This window comes from Amycolatopsis aidingensis (assembly GCF_018885265.1).
Lineage (GTDB): Bacteria > Actinomycetota > Actinomycetes > Mycobacteriales > Pseudonocardiaceae > Amycolatopsis > Amycolatopsis aidingensis.
Genome location: NZ_CP076538.1, coordinates 2,212,449 through 2,228,600 on the forward strand (window position 1 = coordinate 2,212,449; position 16,152 = coordinate 2,228,600).

The 16,152-nt window shown below is 71.2% G+C and carries 10 protein-coding genes; 6 read left to right on the forward strand and 4 right to left on the reverse strand.

From position 1 onward, the window contains the following. Positions 1–53: 53 nt before the first annotated feature. The gene (gene gltB / locus KOI47_RS10485; protein ID WP_216215785.1) at positions 54–4,613 is read right to left on the reverse strand and encodes a glutamate synthase large subunit; all 4,560 of its coding nucleotides are present in this window, start codon (positions 4,611–4,613) and stop codon (positions 54–56) included. Between the two features lie 496 nt (positions 4,614–5,109). Here gltB and KOI47_RS10490 point away from each other — a divergent pair, with 496 nt between their 5' ends. After that, positions 5,110–6,303 (forward strand): acyl-CoA dehydrogenase family protein, encoded by a 1,194-nt coding sequence (locus KOI47_RS10490; protein ID WP_216215786.1) that lies wholly within the window; start codon positions 5,110–5,112, stop codon positions 6,301–6,303. Positions 6,304–6,309: 6 nt separating this feature from the next. Here the strand turns inward: KOI47_RS10490 and KOI47_RS10495 are convergent, their stop codons facing one another. Together KOI47_RS10495 and KOI47_RS10500 are read right to left on the reverse strand one after the other, a co-directional pair. Continuing rightward, a complete protein-coding gene (locus KOI47_RS10495; RefSeq protein WP_216215787.1) occupies positions 6,310–6,579 on the reverse strand; it encodes a hypothetical protein in 270 nt (89 codons plus the stop codon). A 339-nt stretch (positions 6,580–6,918) separates the two neighbouring features. Then, positions 6,919–7,725 (reverse strand): 2-keto-4-pentenoate hydratase, encoded by an 807-nt coding sequence (locus KOI47_RS10500; protein WP_216217226.1) that lies wholly within the window; start codon positions 7,723–7,725, stop codon positions 6,919–6,921. A 145-nt stretch (positions 7,726–7,870) separates the two neighbouring features. On the opposite strand from KOI47_RS10500, the gene KOI47_RS10505 reads away from it, so the two are divergent. From KOI47_RS10505 to KOI47_RS10515, 3 genes are read left to right on the forward strand one after another with little or no spacing between them, the layout of a single operon-like run. Next, complete coding sequence (locus KOI47_RS10505) at positions 7,871–10,726, forward strand: FAD-binding and (Fe-S)-binding domain-containing protein (protein ID WP_232376670.1); 2,856 nt, start codon at positions 7,871–7,873, stop codon at positions 10,724–10,726. After that, on the forward strand, positions 10,723–11,871 hold the full coding sequence (locus KOI47_RS10510) for a CaiB/BaiF CoA transferase family protein (RefSeq protein ID WP_216215788.1): 1,149 nt from the start codon (positions 10,723–10,725) through the stop codon (positions 11,869–11,871). The genes KOI47_RS10505 and KOI47_RS10510 overlap by 4 nt, the downstream gene beginning before the upstream one ends. A 37-nt stretch (positions 11,872–11,908) precedes the next feature. Continuing rightward, complete coding sequence (locus tag KOI47_RS10515) at positions 11,909–13,960, forward strand: beta-propeller domain-containing protein (RefSeq protein ID WP_216215789.1); 2,052 nt, start codon at positions 11,909–11,911, stop codon at positions 13,958–13,960. A gap of 15 nt (positions 13,961–13,975) precedes the next feature. Here KOI47_RS10515 and KOI47_RS10520 read toward each other — a convergent pair whose 3' ends face one another. Further along, complete coding sequence (locus tag KOI47_RS10520) at positions 13,976–14,578, reverse strand: TetR/AcrR family transcriptional regulator (RefSeq protein WP_216217228.1); 603 nt, start codon at positions 14,576–14,578, stop codon at positions 13,976–13,978. Positions 14,579–14,722: 144 nt separating this feature from the next. Here KOI47_RS10520 and KOI47_RS10525 point away from each other — a divergent pair, with 144 nt between their 5' ends. Further along, on the forward strand, positions 14,723–15,910 hold the full coding sequence (locus KOI47_RS10525) for a cytochrome P450 (RefSeq protein WP_216215790.1): 1,188 nt from the start codon (positions 14,723–14,725) through the stop codon (positions 15,908–15,910). A gap of 3 nt (positions 15,911–15,913) precedes the next feature. Continuing rightward, complete coding sequence (locus KOI47_RS10530; protein WP_216215791.1) at positions 15,914–16,132, forward strand: ferredoxin; 219 nt, start codon at positions 15,914–15,916, stop codon at positions 16,130–16,132. Positions 16,133–16,152: the final 20 nt, after the last annotated feature.

Genomic DNA, 16,152 nt, shown 5'->3' on the forward strand with positions numbered 1-16,152 from the left:
GGTCTTCGGCCAGAACGCGCGTACGTGGTGCGCCGGGTGCCGCCACTCGTGTCTCAGCCATGAGCGGCCTCCATGATCGCCTCGTTCACGTCCCTGCCCTCGCGCTCGGCCGCCGCCTGCGCCTGCAGGACACGCTTGTAGTCCTTGGGCATGACCTTGCCGAACCGGGGCAGCGCCAGCTCCCAGTCGGTGAGCAGCGCGTGCGCCACCGCCGATCCGGTCTCCGCGTGATGCCGCTCCACGGCGTCCCGCAGCACCTCGCCGTCCTCATCGTCCAGCGGGTCCAGGTCCACCATCTCCTGGTTCACCCGGTGCGCTGGCAGGTCGAGCACGTAGGCCACGCCGCCGGACATCCCGGCCGCGAAGTTGCGGCCGATCGAGCCCAGCACCACGACCTGGCCGCCGGTCATGTACTCACAGCCGTGGTCCCCGACGCCCTCGACCACCGCGAGCGCACCGGAGTTGCGCACGCAGAACCGCTCGCCGACCTTGCCACGCAGGAAGATCTCCCCGCCGGTGGCGCCGTAACCGATCACGTTGCCCGCGATGATGTGCTCCTCGGCCGCGAACTGCGCCTCCCGCGGTGGGCGCACGATGATCCGCCCGCCGGAAAGACCCTTGGCGACGTAGTCGTTGCCGTCCCCGTACAGCCGCAGGGTGATCCCCTTCGGCACGAAGGCGCCGAAGGACTGGCCCGCGGTCCCGGTGAAGGTCACGTCGATGGTGTCGTCCGGAAGACCCTCGCCGCCCCAGCGCTTGGTCAGCTCCGAGCCGAGCATCGTGCCCACCGTGCGGTTCACGTTGCGTACCGGCAGTTCCAGCCGCACCTTGTCGCCGGAGGCGAGCGCGCCCTCGGCCAGCTGGATCAGCGTGTTGTCCAGCGCCTTGTCCAGGCCGTGGTCCTGGGGCACCACCTGATGCCGCGCTGCCCGCGGCGGCAGCTGCGGCACGTGGAAGATCGGCGAGAGGTCCAGGCCGGATGCCTTCCAGTGCTCCACCGCCTTGCGGGTGTCCAGCAGCTCGGCGTGGCCGACGGCCTCCTCGATGGACCGGAAGCCCAGCGCGGCAAGGTACTCGCGCACCTCCTGCGCGATGAACTCGAAGAAGTTCACCACGTAGTCGGCCTTGCCGTTGAACTTCGCGCGCAGCGTGGGGTTCTGCGTGGCCACCCCGACCGGGCAGGTGTCCAAATGACAGACCCGCATCATGATGCAGCCGGACACCACCAGCGGAGCGGTGGCGAAGCCGAACTCCTCCGCGCCGAGCAGCGCGGCGATCAGCACGTCCCTGCCGGTCTTCAGCTGGCCGTCGGTCTGCACCACGATCCGGTCCCGCAGCCGGTTGGCCAGCAGGGTCTGCTGCGTCTCGGCGAGGCCGAGCTCCCATGGCCCGCCCGCGTGCTTGATCGAGGACAGCGGGGAGGCGCCGGTGCCGCCGTCGTGCCCGGAGATCAGCACCACATCGGCATGCGCCTTGGACACGCCGGCCGCCACCGTGCCGACCCCGACCTCGGACACCAGCTTCACGTGGATCCGTGCCGCCGGGTTGGCGTTCTTCAGGTCGTGGATCAGCTGCGCCAGGTCCTCGATCGAGTAGATGTCGTGGTGCGGCGGGGGAGAGATCAGCCCGACGCCAGGGGTGGAGTACCGCGTCTTGGCGATCCAGGGGTACACCTTCCCGCCGGGAAGCTGGCCACCCTCGCCAGGCTTGGCGCCCTGCGCCATCTTGATCTGGATGTCGTCGGCGTTCACCAAATACTCGCTGGTGACCCCGAACCGTCCACTAGCGACCTGCTTCACCGCGGACCGGCGCTCCGGGTCGTACAGCCGCTCGGGGTCCTCGCCGCCTTCACCGGTGTTGGACTTGCCGCCCAGCCGGTTCATCGCGATCGCCAGGGTCTGGTGCATCTCCTCGGAGATGGAGCCGTAGGAGATCGCGCCGGTGGCGAACCGCTTCACGATCTCGGAGACCGGCTCGACCTCCTCGATCGGCACCGGCGGCCGTACCCCTTCCCGGATGCCGAACAGCCCCCGCAGGGTCAGCAGTCGCTCGGACTGCTCGTCCACAGCCTGGGTGTACTCCTTGAAGATCTCGTACTTGCCGGCGCGGGTGGAGTGCTGCAGCTTGAACACGGTGTGCGGGTTGAACACATGCGGTTCGCCCTCGCGCCGCCACTGGTAGTCGCCGCCGGTCTCCAGCTCGCGGTGGCTGGGCCTGCCGCCGTGCACCGGGTACGCCTTGGCATGCCGCTGCTGCACCTCCAGCGCCAGGGTGTCGAACCCGACCCCGCCCAGCCGCGAGGTGGTTCCGGTGAAGCAGGTCTCGATGACCTCCTCGTTCAGCCCGATCGCCTCGAAGATCTGCGCCCCGGTGTAGGAGGCGACCGTGGAGACGCCCATCTTGGACATCGTCTTGCGCACGCCCTTGCCGAGCGCCTTGATCAGGTTGCGGGTGGCCTGCCTGGCGTCCACCCCGGGGATCAGGCCACGCTCGGCCATCTCCTCCACGGTGGCCATCGCCATGTACGGGTTCACCGCCGCCACGCCATAGCCGACCAGCAGCGCGATGTGGTGCACCTCGCGGGCGTCGCCGGCCTCCACCACCAGGCCGACCTGGGTGCGGGTCTTCTCCCGCACCAGGTGGTGATGCACCGCGCCGGTGAGCAGCAGCGAGGGGATCGGCGCGTACTTCTCGTCCACCCCGCGGTCGGACAGCACGATCAGCCGGGCGCCGTCCTCGATCGCCTCGGATACCTCGGCGCGGATCTCGTCCAGCCGCCGCAGCAGCGCCGCACCGCCACCCGCCACCTCGTACCGGCCGAGCACGGTGACCGCCTGGAACTCCGGCAGATCGCCGTCGTCGTTGATGTGCACCAGCTTGGCCAGCTCGTCGTTGTCCAGCACCGGGAACGGCAGCACGATCCGGCGACACGAGTGCGCGCCTGCCTCCAGCAGGTTCGGCTCCGAACCCAGCTGGGCACCCAGCGCGGTGACCAGCTCCTCCCGGATCGCGTCCAGCGGCGGGTTGGTCACCTGGGCGAACAGCTGGATGAAGTAGTCGAACAGCTGCCGCGACCGGCTGGAAAGCGTGGCCAGCGGGGAGTCGTTGCCCATCGAGCCGATCGGCTCGGCCCCGCTACGGGCCATCGGCTCCAGCAGGACGTCCAGCTCCTCCTCGGTGTAGCCGAAGGCCTGCTGGCGGCGCACCAGCGAGGCGTGCGTGGGGACCTCGCGCTCGCGCTCCGGCAGCTCCTCCAGATGCAGCAGCCCGGCGTCCACCCACTCGCCATAGGGGTGCTCGGCCGCCAGCCCGCCCTTGATCTCCTCGTCGTCGATGATCCGGCCCTGCGCGGTGTCCACAAGGAACATCCGGCCGGGCTCCAGCCTGCCCTTCTGCACCACGCTCGCCGGGTCCAGCTCCAGCACGCCGACCTCGCTGGCCAGCACCACCAGGCCGTCCTCTGTGACCCAGTAACGCGCCGGGCGCAGGCCGTTGCGGTCCAGCACCGCGCCGATCTGCGTGCCGTCGGTGAAGGACACCAGCGCGGGGCCGTCCCACGGCTCCATCAGCGTGGAGTGGAACTCGTAGAAGGCCCGGCGCTGCGGGTCCATCTCGGCGTGGTTCTCCCACGCCTCCGGGATCATCATCAGCACGGCGTGCGGCAGCGACCGGCCGCCGAGATGCAGCATCTCCAGCACCTCGTCGAAGGAGGCGGAGTCGCTCGCGCCACGGGTGATGATCGGGTAGATCCGCTCGAGGTCGCCCTGGATCAGGTCGGTGGACAGCATCGACTCGCGCGCGTCCATCCAGTTCCGGTTGCCGCGCAGCGTGTTGATCTCCCCGTTGTGCGCAACGTAGCGGTAGGGGTGCGCCAGCGGCCAGGAGGGGAAGGTGTTGGTGGAGAAGCGGGAGTGCACCAGGCCGATGGCGCTGGTCACCCGCTCGTCGGTGAGGTCGGGGAAGAACCGCGGCACCTGGGGCTCGGTGAGCATTCCTTTGTAGACGATGGTGCGCGAGGACAGGCTGGGGAAGTAGACCCCGGCGTCCTCCAGCGCGTGCTCGGCCCGCTTGCGCACCACGAAGGCGGCCCGCTCCAGCGCGAGCGCGGGATCGGCCTCCGCGCCGGGGGCCTCCTCGCGGCGCGGGGCCAGGAAGACCTGGGCGAAGTGCGGCATCGTGCTCGCGGCCGTCGGACCGACGTGCTCGGTGTCCACCGGCAGCTGGCGCCAGCCAAGGATGCGCAGGTCCTCCTCGGCGGCGATCCGCTCGATGGTGCTCATCGCCCGGTCCCGGTCCGCCTCGTCCACCGGGAGGAAGGCGGTACCCACCGCGTAGCCGCCGGCATCGGGCAGTTTGAAGTCCACGACCTCGCGGAAGAAGGCGTCCGGAATCTGGATCAGGATGCCCGCGCCGTCACCGGTCTCCGGCTCGGCGCCACGGGCGCCACGGTGTTCCAGGTTGCGCAGGGCGGTCAGGGCCTTGCGCACGATCCCGTGATCGCGCCGGCCTGCCAGGTCGGCGACGAAGGCAACGCCGCAAGCGTCGTGCTCGTACTGCTCGTCGTACAGGCCACCGGCCGGTGGCTGGGTACGACTCTCTGCGTGGCGGGTCACGGCTGGCCGCCCTCCTATGCGTTGGCGCCCCCGGGCCGGATCCGGGTGGGCAATAACACCCCGGTAACGGTCCGGCCCGGTGCTGCGATGGTCAGTCGGGAGGAGATAAGCCCGGGATACGAGTCCTGGGCATCGCCGGATAGCCGCACCTCATCGTGCGGGCTGCGCACGGCTCTCTTCGCGCACGGCACTGTGCGAGTCGCGCTGTCTCGGCGCTGGAGGCAGCGCCGTACTGCGATGCGTCCCCGCGAGGGACCCACGTTGGGTGCGGGGTCGTTCGGGCACGCCGCTTGCTCCCGGGTTCGCCGGTCTTATGACAGTAGTGTGAAATCGCCGTTATCGGGATAGGTCAGGGCCACCGCGTGGGAAATAACACGTGGCAGTTGACTCCGGGGTCGTTGCTCGTTCCACGATCGGAAACTACCTTGCATAATACCCCTGACCAGCACAAACGATCGGTATGGTCGGGGTCGCGCCGACCAGCTAGGGTGCTGGAATGGGTAACAGCGCAGTATCGGCGCCCGCCGCGCCCGATCCCGGTGACTTTCTCGGTCTCGACGCCTCGCTGAACGCGGACGAGCAGGACATCCGCGATGCCGTTCGGGAATTCGGCCGTGCGGAGCTTGAGCCGAGGGTCGCCGAATGGTACGAGTCGGGCACCCTGCCCGCCCGCGAGCTGGCCGCCGCGTTCGGCAAGCTCGGCCTGCTCGGCATGCACCTCGACGGCTACGGCTGTGCGGGCACCTCGGCGGTGGCCTACGGCATCGCCTGCCGGGAGCTGGAGGCGGTGGACTCCGGGCTGCGCAGTTTCGTGTCGGTGCAGGGCTCGCTGGCGATGTACGCGATTCACCGGTGGGGCAGCGAGGAGCAGCGGCAGGAGTGGCTGCCGAGGATGGCCTCCGGGGAGGCGCTTGGCTGCTTCGGGCTGACCGAGCCGGATGCGGGCAGCGACCCGGGCTCGATGCGCACCAGGGCCCGCCGGGACGGCTCGGACTGGGTGCTGGACGGCACCAAGATGTGGATCACCAACGGCACCGTCGCCGATGTGGCCGTGGTGTGGGCGCGGACCGAGGAGGGCGTGCGCGGGTTCGTGGTGCCCACCGACACGCCCGGGTTCACCGCCAACGAGGTGCGGCACAAGCTGTCCCTGCGGGCCTCGCTGACCGCCGAGCTGGTGCTGGAGGGGGTACGGCTGCCTGCCGAGGCCGCCTTCCCCGAGGTGCGGGGCCTGCGCGGGCCGCTGAGCTGCCTGAACGAGGCGCGTTACGGGATCCTGTTCGGCGTGGTCGGCGCCGCGCGGGCCTGCTACACCTCGGCGCTGGAGTACACCCTGTCCAGGGAGCAGTTCGGCAAGCCGCTCGCCGGGTTCCAGCTCACCCAGCGCAAGCTGGCCGACCTGGTCGTGGAGGTGAACCGGGCGGGGCTGGTCGCGTTGCAGCTTGGGCGGCTGAAGGACGCCGACCGGTTGCACCACAACCAGGTCAGCTTCGGCAAACTGGCCAACGTGCGCAGCGCGATCGAGGTGGCCCGTACGGCCCGTACCCTGCTCGGCGCGAACGGGATCTCCCTGGAGTATCCGGTGATGCGGCACCTGACCAACCTGGAGACGGTGCTCACCTACGAGGGCACCGAGGAGATGCACGCGCTCACCCTCGGTCAGGCGGTCACCGGAATCCCAGCGTTCCGGTAACCCCGCCTAAGCCGCCAGCGACGGTACGGCCGCGGCCCCCAGCGCGGCCCGGCCCGTCGGTGTCAGCACCGCGGGCACCAGCTCGCCCGGGGTGCCCTCGCGGGCGGGGGCGAGCAGCCCGAAGCGGGCGAGCTTGTGTGCGGTGGCCTGGTCACAGCAGGCGAGCCCGTCGATGAACAGGTCCGGCTCACAGCTGTGGCTGATCTCCGCGCGCCCCTCGGCCACTGCTCGCAGGGTCGCGCGCTCACGATGGTTCAGTTCGTCGTCCTGAGGCATAGCTGCCTCCCCCTAGGCAATTCCCGGTCCTTCACCGGGTTTCGTTGTCGCCCACCATTGAACCTCATCACACCGACAATCCGGTGCTGATTTAACGAGTTTGTGCAAGATCTCTCGGAATCAGGCACGATGTGACAAGAAGTGACGCACCGAACTGACAACTCATTCAGGAACGCGCGATCGCGAACGCGCCTACGGGGCGCGACTTCGAGCAACGCACAGTAATTGCAGGAGTTCGGCGCCCCGCAGTCGCGTTAGCGAGGCCTCCGGCCGGGCGCGTTCCCACGTATCTGCCGTCCGCGTCCGGACCTCTGAGTACCTTCATGACTAAGTAACCGCTTACCGGCCATCCCCCTGGAACTCGCCCTCGAACACCGCGGTGACGCTGCCCAGCTCCGCGATCGAGGCGACCACGGCGTCGCCGGGCCGTACCGGGATGGCCCTGGTCATCGACCCCGGCAGCACGACGTGGCCTGGCTCCAGCTCGACCCCGAGCGGTCCGACCGTGTTCGCCAGCCACACCAGCGCGTTCACCGGTGAGCCGAGCACGGCCGCGCCCGCGCCGGTGGCCACCAGTTCGCCCCCTGAGTGCAGGGTGCACCCGGCGAGCCGCAGGTCCACCGCGGTCAGTGGGGTCGGTTTGCTGCCGAGTACCACGCCACCGGAAGAGGCGTTGTCCGCGATGGTGTCCACGATGGAGATGCGCCAGTCCCGGATTCTGGAGTCCACGATCTCGAGCGCGGGCAGCACGAAATCGACCGCGCGCACGGCATCGGCCACCGTGACTCCCGGACCGGCCAGCGGGCGGCCGAGTACGAATGCGATCTCCGGTTCGATTCGCGGTTGCAGAAAGCCGGCGGTGCGGATCGGCTGGTGCTCCAGGTGGAACATCCCGGCCAGCAGGTGCCCGTAGTCCGGCTGGTCCACGCCCATCTGCTGCTGCATCGCGGCGGAGGAAAGCCCGACCTTGTGGCCGGTCACCACGTCCCCTTCCCGGGTCCAGGCCCGCACCTGCTCCTGCTGGATGCGGTAGGCGTCGGCGATCGTCGCCTCCGGGTACTCGGTGATCACCGGCTCGATCGGGGTGCCGGTCTGGTAGGCGGTCAGCAGTTTCCCCGCGACCTCGCGCACGGCAGTGGGCTCCATACCGTGCACCCTCGCCGCGGCGGGGTGCACGTGCAAGGCGGCCGTACCGCTCACCGGTACACCCTCGCCTGCCGCGGAGTCCCTTGTTCGACGGGTTGTTCACAAGCACCGGGCGGATCGGCGCGCGATCCTTTTGAATGGGGGCGTGCGACACGACGTGCGAGACACCCTGCGGCAGCGCCTTGCCGGGCAGGTGGCCGGGGAGATCGCGGTCGACCCGGCCAGCCTGGCGCTCTACACCACCGACGCCTCCAACTACCGGCACCCTCCGCTGGGCGTGCTGCTGCCAAGGGACGCCGAGGACGTGCTGGCGGCCGTCGCGGCCTGCCGCGAGCTGGGGGTGCCCATCGTGGCCAGGGGCGGCGGCACCAGCATCGCGGGCAACGCCTGCGGCCCAGGGCTGGTGCTGGACACCTCGCGGTACTTCGCCGGGGTGCACGCACTGGATCCGGCCGCCAGGACCGCGCGGGTCGCGCCCGGCACGGTGCTGGACGACCTGCAGGCGGTCGCCGCCCCGCATGGCCTGCGTTACGGTCCGGATCCGTCCACGCACAGCCGGTGCACGATCGGCGGTATGATCGGCAACAACGCCTGCGGCTCGCACTCGGTGGCCTGGGGCCGCACCGCGGACACGGTGCGGGAGCTGGACGTGCTGCTGTACGACGGCACCCGGATGACCGTCGGCCGCAGCTCACCGTCCGAACTGGACGGCAAGGCGGCCCTGCCCGGCACCGAGGGGCGGGTCTACCGCCAGCTGCGGGACCTGGTGCGGAGCAACCTCGCGCTGCTGCGTACCGAGCTGTCCACCTGGCCGCGCCGGGTCTCCGGGTACGGGCTGGAGCACCTGTTGCCGGAGAACGGCTTCGACCTGGCCAGGGCACTGGTCGGCAGCGAGGGCACCTGCGTGACCGTGCTCGGCGCCGAGCTGGAACTCACCGAACTGCCCCGGTACCGGGCGCTCGCGGTGCTCGGGTTCACCGAGGACGTGGCGGCCGCCGACGCCGTGCCCGCCATCCTGCCCGCCGCGCCGCTCACCGTGGAGGGGGTGGACGCCGAGCTGGTCGGCCTGCTCGCCGCCGCCCGGACCGAGGACCTGCCCGCGGGCGGGGCCTGGCTGTTCGTGGAGTTCGGCGGGGACGAGCCGGGACAGGCGCAGCAGCGAGCGCACCAGCTGGCCGTCGAACTGGGCACGGCGATCACCGGGCACGTGGTGCTCACCGATCCGGCCGCACAGCGCAGGCTATGGCGGATCAGGGAGGAGGGCGCCGGGCTGGCCACCCGGCGCGCGGACGGTTCCGAGGCCTGGCCAGGCTGGGAGGACGCGGCCGTCCCGCCCGAACGGCTGGGCGCGTACCTGCGCGAGTTCAAGCAGCTGATGCGCAGGCACGGACGCAGTAGCGTGGTCTACGGGCACTACGGCGAGGGCTGTCTGCACCTGCGGCTGGATTTCGACCTGCTGTCCGGGCCGGGGGTCGCCGGGTTCCGCTCCTTCCTCGAGGAGGCGGCCGACCTGGTCGCAGCGCATGGCGGGTCCCTTTCCGGCGAGCACGGCGACGGGCAGGCCCGCTCCGAGTTGCTGCCCAGGATGTACAGCGCGGAGGCGCTGGAGCTGTTCGAACGGTTCAAGACGGTCTTCGACCCTGACGGCCGGATGAACCCCGGGGTGCTGGTGCGGCCCCGGCCGGTGGACGCGGACCTGCGGGTGCGCATCGCCCCGCCGGAGATCGAGCGGCGCACCGTGCTCGGCTACCCCGAGGACCACGGCAGCTTCGGCGAGGCGATGCGGCGCTGCGTCGGCGTTGGCAAGTGCCGCAACACCAGCGGCGGCGGGGTGATGTGCCCGAGCTACCGGGCCACCCGCGAGGAGCAGCACTCCACCCGGGGCAGGGCGCATCTGCTCGCCGAGATGATCAACGGTGAGCTGATCACCGATGGCTGGCGGTCGAAGGAGGTGCACGAGGCGCTGGACCTGTGCCTTTCCTGTAAGGGCTGCCTTTCCGACTGCCCCGTCGATGTCGACATGGCGACCTACAAGGCCGAGTTCTATCACCAGCACTACCGGCGCAGGCTGCGCCCTGCCGCGCACTACTCGATGGGCTGGTTGCCGCTGTGGTTGCGCGCGGCCGCGCTGAGCCCACGGCTGGCCAACGGGGTCACCGTCCGTCCGCGGGCCGCGGCGCTGCTGAAGCGGCTCGGGGGCATCGCGCCGCAGCGGCGATTGCCCGCCTTCGCGGCCACCCCGTTCACCCGCGCCCGCCGGGACCTGCGCCGCGGTCCCGAGCCCGGGGCGCGGCAGCCGGTGCTGCTGTGGCCGGACTCGTTCAACAACTACTTCACCCCCGGAGTGCTGGAAGCCGCCGTGGAGGTGCTCGGTGCGGCCGGATACCAGGTGGTGCTGCCGGAGCGCGGGGTGTGCTGCGGGTTGACCTGGGTGTCCACCGGGCAGCTCGGGGTGGCGCGCAGGGTGCTGCGCCGCACCATCGGCGTGCTGCGGCCCTACCTGGAAGCCGGTTACCGGGTCGCAGGCCTGGAACCGAGCTGTACCGCGCTGTTCCGGGGCGACCTGGGGCACCTGCTGCCGGGGGAGGACACCGCCGCCCTGCTCGCCGAGCGGACGCACACGCTGGCCGAGCTGCTGGCCGAGGCCGATCCGCCCTGGCGCGGGCTGGACCTGGACGCGGTCAGCCAGGTGCACTGCCACCAGCACGCGGTCCTCGGGTTCGCCGCCGAGGAGCGGGTGCTGGCCGACGCCGGGGTCCGGAATTCCACATTGGACACCGGATGTTGTGGGCTCGCCGGGAACTTCGGCTTCGAGCGCGGGCACTACGAGGTGTCGTTGGCCTGCGCGCAGGACCGGCTGCTGCCCGCGCTGCGCGAGACGCCGCGGGACACCGTGGTGATCTCGGACGGGTTCAGCTGCCGGACCCAGATCGCGCAGGAATCGGACCGGACCGCGGTGCACCTGGCCGAGGTGCTCCGGCGTGGGCTGGAGCCCTCATGAGCCTGCCACTGGACGGGATCACGGTCCTGGCGCTGGAGCAGGCCGTGGCCGCGCCGCTGGCCACCCGCCAGCTCGGCGACCTCGGCGCACGGGTGATCAAGATCGAGCGGCCGGGAACCGGGGACTTCGCCCGCGAGTTCGACCAGACCGTGCGCGGGCTGTCCAGCCATTTCGTCTGGCTCAACCGGAACAAGGAAAGCCTTGTGCTCGACCTCAAGGACCCGGCCGAGCGGCCGGTGCTGGAGGCGCTGCTGGATCGGGCGGACGTGCTGGTACAGAACCTTGCCCCGGGCGCGGCCGACCGGCTGGGCCTGGGAGCCGAGGCGGTGCGCGCGAACCGGCCGGGGCTGATCACCTGTGCGATCTCCGGCTACGGCAGCACCGGGCCCTACCGGGATCGCAAGGCATACGACCTGCTGGTGCAGTGTGAGGCCGGGGTTGTCTCGCTCACCGGGACTCCGGCCGAGCCCGCGAAGGCCGGCATCCCGGTGGCCGACATCGCGGCCGGGATGTACGCCTACAGCGGGGTGCTCACCGCGCTGTACGAGCGGGAACGGACCGGGCAGGGCTGCGGCTTCGAAGTGTCCATGTTGGACGCTCTCGGCGAGTGGGTCGGCTTCCCCTACTTCTACGCCGGTTACGGCGGCAGCCCGCCACCACGCAACGGGGCACGGCATGCCGCGATCTCGCCCTACGGCCCCTACCGGACCGGGGACGGCGCCACGGTGTTCATCGGGGTGCAGAACGAGCGGGAGTGGACGGCGCTGTGTGAGCGGGTGCTCCGGCGGCCGGAGCTGGTGCGCGACCCGCGGTTCGCGGGCAACGCGGCGCGGGTGGAGCACGATGCGGAACTGACCGGGCTGATCGAGCAGGCACTCGCCGGCTCCCCGGCCGAGGAGGTGCAGCGGCGGCTGGACGAGGCCGGGATCGCCAACGCCAGGATGCGCGATATGGCCGAGTTCGCCGAGCACCCGCAGCTCGCCGCGGCACAGCGCTGGGCGGAGGTCGGTTCCCCCGCGGGCCCGCTGCGTACCCTGCTGCCGCCGGTACGGGTGCCCGGCAGGCAACCGCGGCTGGACCCGGTGCCGGAGCTGGGCGAGCACACCACCGCGATCCGGGCCGAGTTCGGATTCGGGGACCGGTGATGCAACGCGGCGGGGACCCGGGTCCGTCCCTGGGGGCATGAAGCGACTCCGCACCCCGCCACGCCCGGCAGGCCTTGCCGCCGCGCTCGTCGTCCTGCTCGCCGCGGGCCTGGTCGTGACCGACACGCTGACCAGCGATAAGCCGGGGAACCACCGGGACGCCGGTACCGAGGCCACCGGGGCGCCGCGGCTGGTCTCCTTCGACTCCTGCGCGGCCGCGCTGGAAGGGCTGCGCGAGTCGGTCCGGCCCTATGTCGGGGCGTACGGCCTTTCCGGGGCGCAGCCGTACGGGGTGCCTGCCGAGGCCGGGGCCGCCCCGGACGCCGCGGCGGTCGAGGGCAGGGGCGCGGTGCCGAACTCGGCCCCGGCTCCCGGCGCCGCCGGGGCCGAGGACGCGGGCAGCGCGGGAAAGCAACGCCCGCATTCGGGTACCAACAACCACGAACGCGGGGTCGAGGAACCGGACCTGGTGCAGACCGACGGCAACCGGGTGGTCAGCGTGGTGGACGGGACGCTGCGGGTGGTGGACGTGGAGTCCACGGCGGTCACTGCGGAGCTGGAGCTGCCGGGCGGCCCGGCGAGCCAGTTGCTGCTGCACGGCGATCGGGCGCTGGTGCTGGCCTCCGGTGGGGTCGCGGGCAAGCCGGTCGAACCGGGCTCGGTGCGCGATCCCGGTTTCGCGCCGGAGCCGGGTGGCCTGCGGTCCAGGCTGGTGCTGGTGGATCTGGCCGGCCCGGCGCGGGTGGTCGGCACCCTGGAACTGGACGGCGAGTACGTGGATGCCAGGGCGATCGAGGGGCGGGCCCGGATCGTGGTCCGCTCAGTGCCCCGGCTGCCGTTCACCCAGCCGCACGAGGCAGGCTCCGCTGGCAGCGCGCTGCGGGAGAACCGGGAGATCCTGGAAGCCTCCTCGATCGAGGACTGGCTGCCTCGCTACGAGCTGACCGGGGACGGGACCCGGCAGGAGGGCACCCTGGTGGACTGCGCGCGGGTGAGCCACCCGGACACCTACAGCGGGACCGCCATGCTCACCGTGCTCACCGTCGAGCTCTCCGGCAGGCTCGGCACCGGTGACCCGGTGTCCATTGTGGCCGAAGGGGACACCGTGTACGGCACGGAGTCCAGCCTCTACGTGGCCGACGACGGGTATCCCACCGCCATTCCGATGGCGGGCGGGCGGATGCCGATGCCGGAGGGAAAGCGGCAGCACCGGCGGACCGAGATCCACCAGTTCGACCTCGCCCGCCAGGGACCGCCGCGGCATGTGGCCTCCGGCTCGGTCGAGGGGACCCTGCTGAACCAGTACTCGCTCTCCGAGCACGAGGGCCACCTCCGGGTGGCGACCACCACCGGGGCCGGGGGCATGCCACGCGGGCCCGACCAGGTGCCGGACTCGGTGAGCGCGGTGACCGTACTGGGCCGCGAGGGTTCCGAGCTCACCCAGGTGGGCAGGGTCGGCGGACTCGGCAAGGGGGAGCGGATCTATGCCGTGCGTTTCGTCGGGCCGGTCGGCTATGTGGTGACCTTCCGGGAGACCGACCCGCTGTACACCCTGGACCTCGCCGACCCCACCGCGCCACGGGCGGTGGGCGAACTGAAGATCACCGGCTACTCGGCGTACCTGCACGACGCAGGTTCGGGCAGGCTGATCGGGGTCGGCCAGGAGGCGGACCGGCAGGGACGCACCAGTGGGTTGCAGGTCTCACTGTTCGACGTCGGCGACCCGGCCACGCCGGCCAGGATCGCCCAGCATCAGGTGCCGGGCGCGCGGTCCGAGGTCGAGTCGGACCCGCACGCCTTCCTGTACTGGCCGCCGATCGGGCTGATCGTGCTGCCCTACACCAGCCCGCCGACCGGGCCGGACTGGCGGCACGGTGGCGGTGCGCTGGTGCTCAGGCTGGACGAGCGGGGCCTCACCGAGGTCGGCACCGTACGGCAGCCAGCGGGTTCCGGTGTCGCCGCGGACGGGGTCGTGCGCAGGGCGATGGTGATCGGCGACCGGCTGTGGACGGTGTCCAGCGAGGGCGCGCTGGTCTCCCAGGTGGCGGAAGGCGGTACCAGCAGGATGGCCTGGATACCGTTCGGCTGACCCGCAGGGCCGGGTTCAGCACCCTTGCCCGGTGTCGCCGTCGTCCTTGGGCGAGCTGTGTTCCAGCAGGTTGCGCAGGGCGCCAAGGACAAGGGCGCACACGGTGTCCGGCTCGGCCTCGCGCAGCGGTCCGGTTCCGCTCACCCCGCGCAACAGGCCGATGCCGAGCACCCAGGCCAGTGCGAGGTCCGCGCGCAGCCTGGCGTCCTCCTGGTCGGTGAGCCCGGCCAGGGCGCGCAGGTACTCCTCGCCGAGTTCCTGGCGGATGGCCGCGGCGGCGCCGCCGTTGCCGGTGGAGCGCAGCAGGGTCTCCAGCGAGCGGTCCCGTTGCCCCGACGCGTCCGGCTCGAGCATGCCGCGCAGGGTGGTCTCCAGCAGCCGTTCCGGTGGGGTGCCTTCCAGGTTCTCCCTGCCGCGTGCGGCCATCACCGCCTCGAACAGGGCATCCTTCGAGCCGAAGTAGCGAAACAGCAGGGCCTGGTTCACCTCCGCCCTGCGGGCGATCGCGCGTACCGTGGTGCGGTCGAACCCGCGTTCGGCGAACAGGCTTGCCGCGGCGTCGAGCAGCGCCCGCTTGGTCGCCGCTGCGTCCCGGCGCCGGGGCTGTCCTTCTCCCATCACCGGCTCGTGGTCCACAGCGGACACCGTAACCCGCCGGTCGTTCGGGTCACCCGAATGCCGTGGGTGACGACGTTGACGCTCAGGGTGCCCGACCCCTACCGTTGTAAGCAGCTGCTTACAACTGATCCGGGGGACCTGCCGATGAGCACTACCGACGATGTCGTCGCTTACCCGTTCAACGATTCCGAAGGCCTGGAACTGGACCCTGCCTATGCCGCCGCGCAGGAGCGCGCCGGCATGATCAAGGTGCGGTTGCCGTTCGGTGAGCCCGCCTGGCTGGCCACCCGGTACGCCGACGCCCGGTTGGTGCTCGGCGACCGGCGGTTCTCCAGGGCGGCCGCCGCCGAACACGACGAGCCGCGGCCGACTCCCGGGCAGCGCTCGGACGGGATCCTGGCGATGGATCCGCCCGACCACACCCGGCTGCGCACCCTGGTGGCCAAGGCCTTCACCACCCGCAGGGTCGAGGAACTGCGGCCGCGGGTGCGCACGCTGGCCACCGGCCTGCTGGACGAGCTGATCGAGGCGGGCCCGCCAGCGGACCTGGTCGAGGGTTTCGCCCTGCCGCTTCCGGTCGCGGTGATCTGTGAGCTGCTCGGCGTGCCCGCGAGCGACCGGCCGCTGTTTCGGGTGTGGAGCGATGCCGCGTTGTCCACCAGCCGGATGACCGCCGCGGAGTTCGAGTCGAACCAGGAGCAGTTGCGCGAGTACATCGCCGGGCATATCGCCCGGCGCAGGGCCGAGCCCGCCGACGACCTGATGACCGCGCTGATCGAGGCGCGGGACGTCCGGGACCGGTTGTCCGAGCTGGAAATGGTCGATCTGTGTATCGGCATCCTGATCGCCGGGCACGAGACCACGGCGACCCAGATCCCGAACTTCGTGCACGTGCTGCTGGACCATCCGGCGGAACTGGCCAGGCTGCGCGCGGAACCGGAGCTGATCCCGGCGGCGGTGGAGGAACTGCTCCGTTTCGTGCCGCTCGGTGCCGGGGCGGGGTTCGCCCGCTATGCCACCGAGGATGTCGAGGTCGGTGGGGTACTGGTACGGGCTGGGGAGCCGGTGCTGGTCGCCATCGGCGCCGCGAACCGGGACGGCCTGCGGTTCGACGCACCGGACACCCTGCGCTTCGATCGGGAGAGCAACCAGCATCTCGGCTTCGGGCACGGGGTGCATCACTGCCTCGGTGCCCCGCTGGCCCGGCTGGAGTTGCAGGAGGCGCTGCGCGCGCTGCTGGCCAGGATGCCCGGCCTCGAGCTGGCCGGGGACGTGGCCTGGAAGGCGGAAATGCTGGTCCGCGGGCCGCGCACGATGCCGGTGCGGTGGTGAGCGATGAGCTGGCGAGCCGAGATCGACGCCGCCAGTTGCGTGGCGTCCGGGACGTGCGCCGCACTGGCACCGGAGTTGTTCACGCTGGGGGATGAGCACGCCCGACCGGTGGCCCCCGAGTTCGAACCGGACGAGCTGGCCCTGGACGCCGCCGACTCCTGCCCCGGGATGGCCATCACGATCCGGGACGCCGAGGGCACCGAGATCGGCCCGCGGGAGTAGGCGACGGGTGCTGTCCGGCG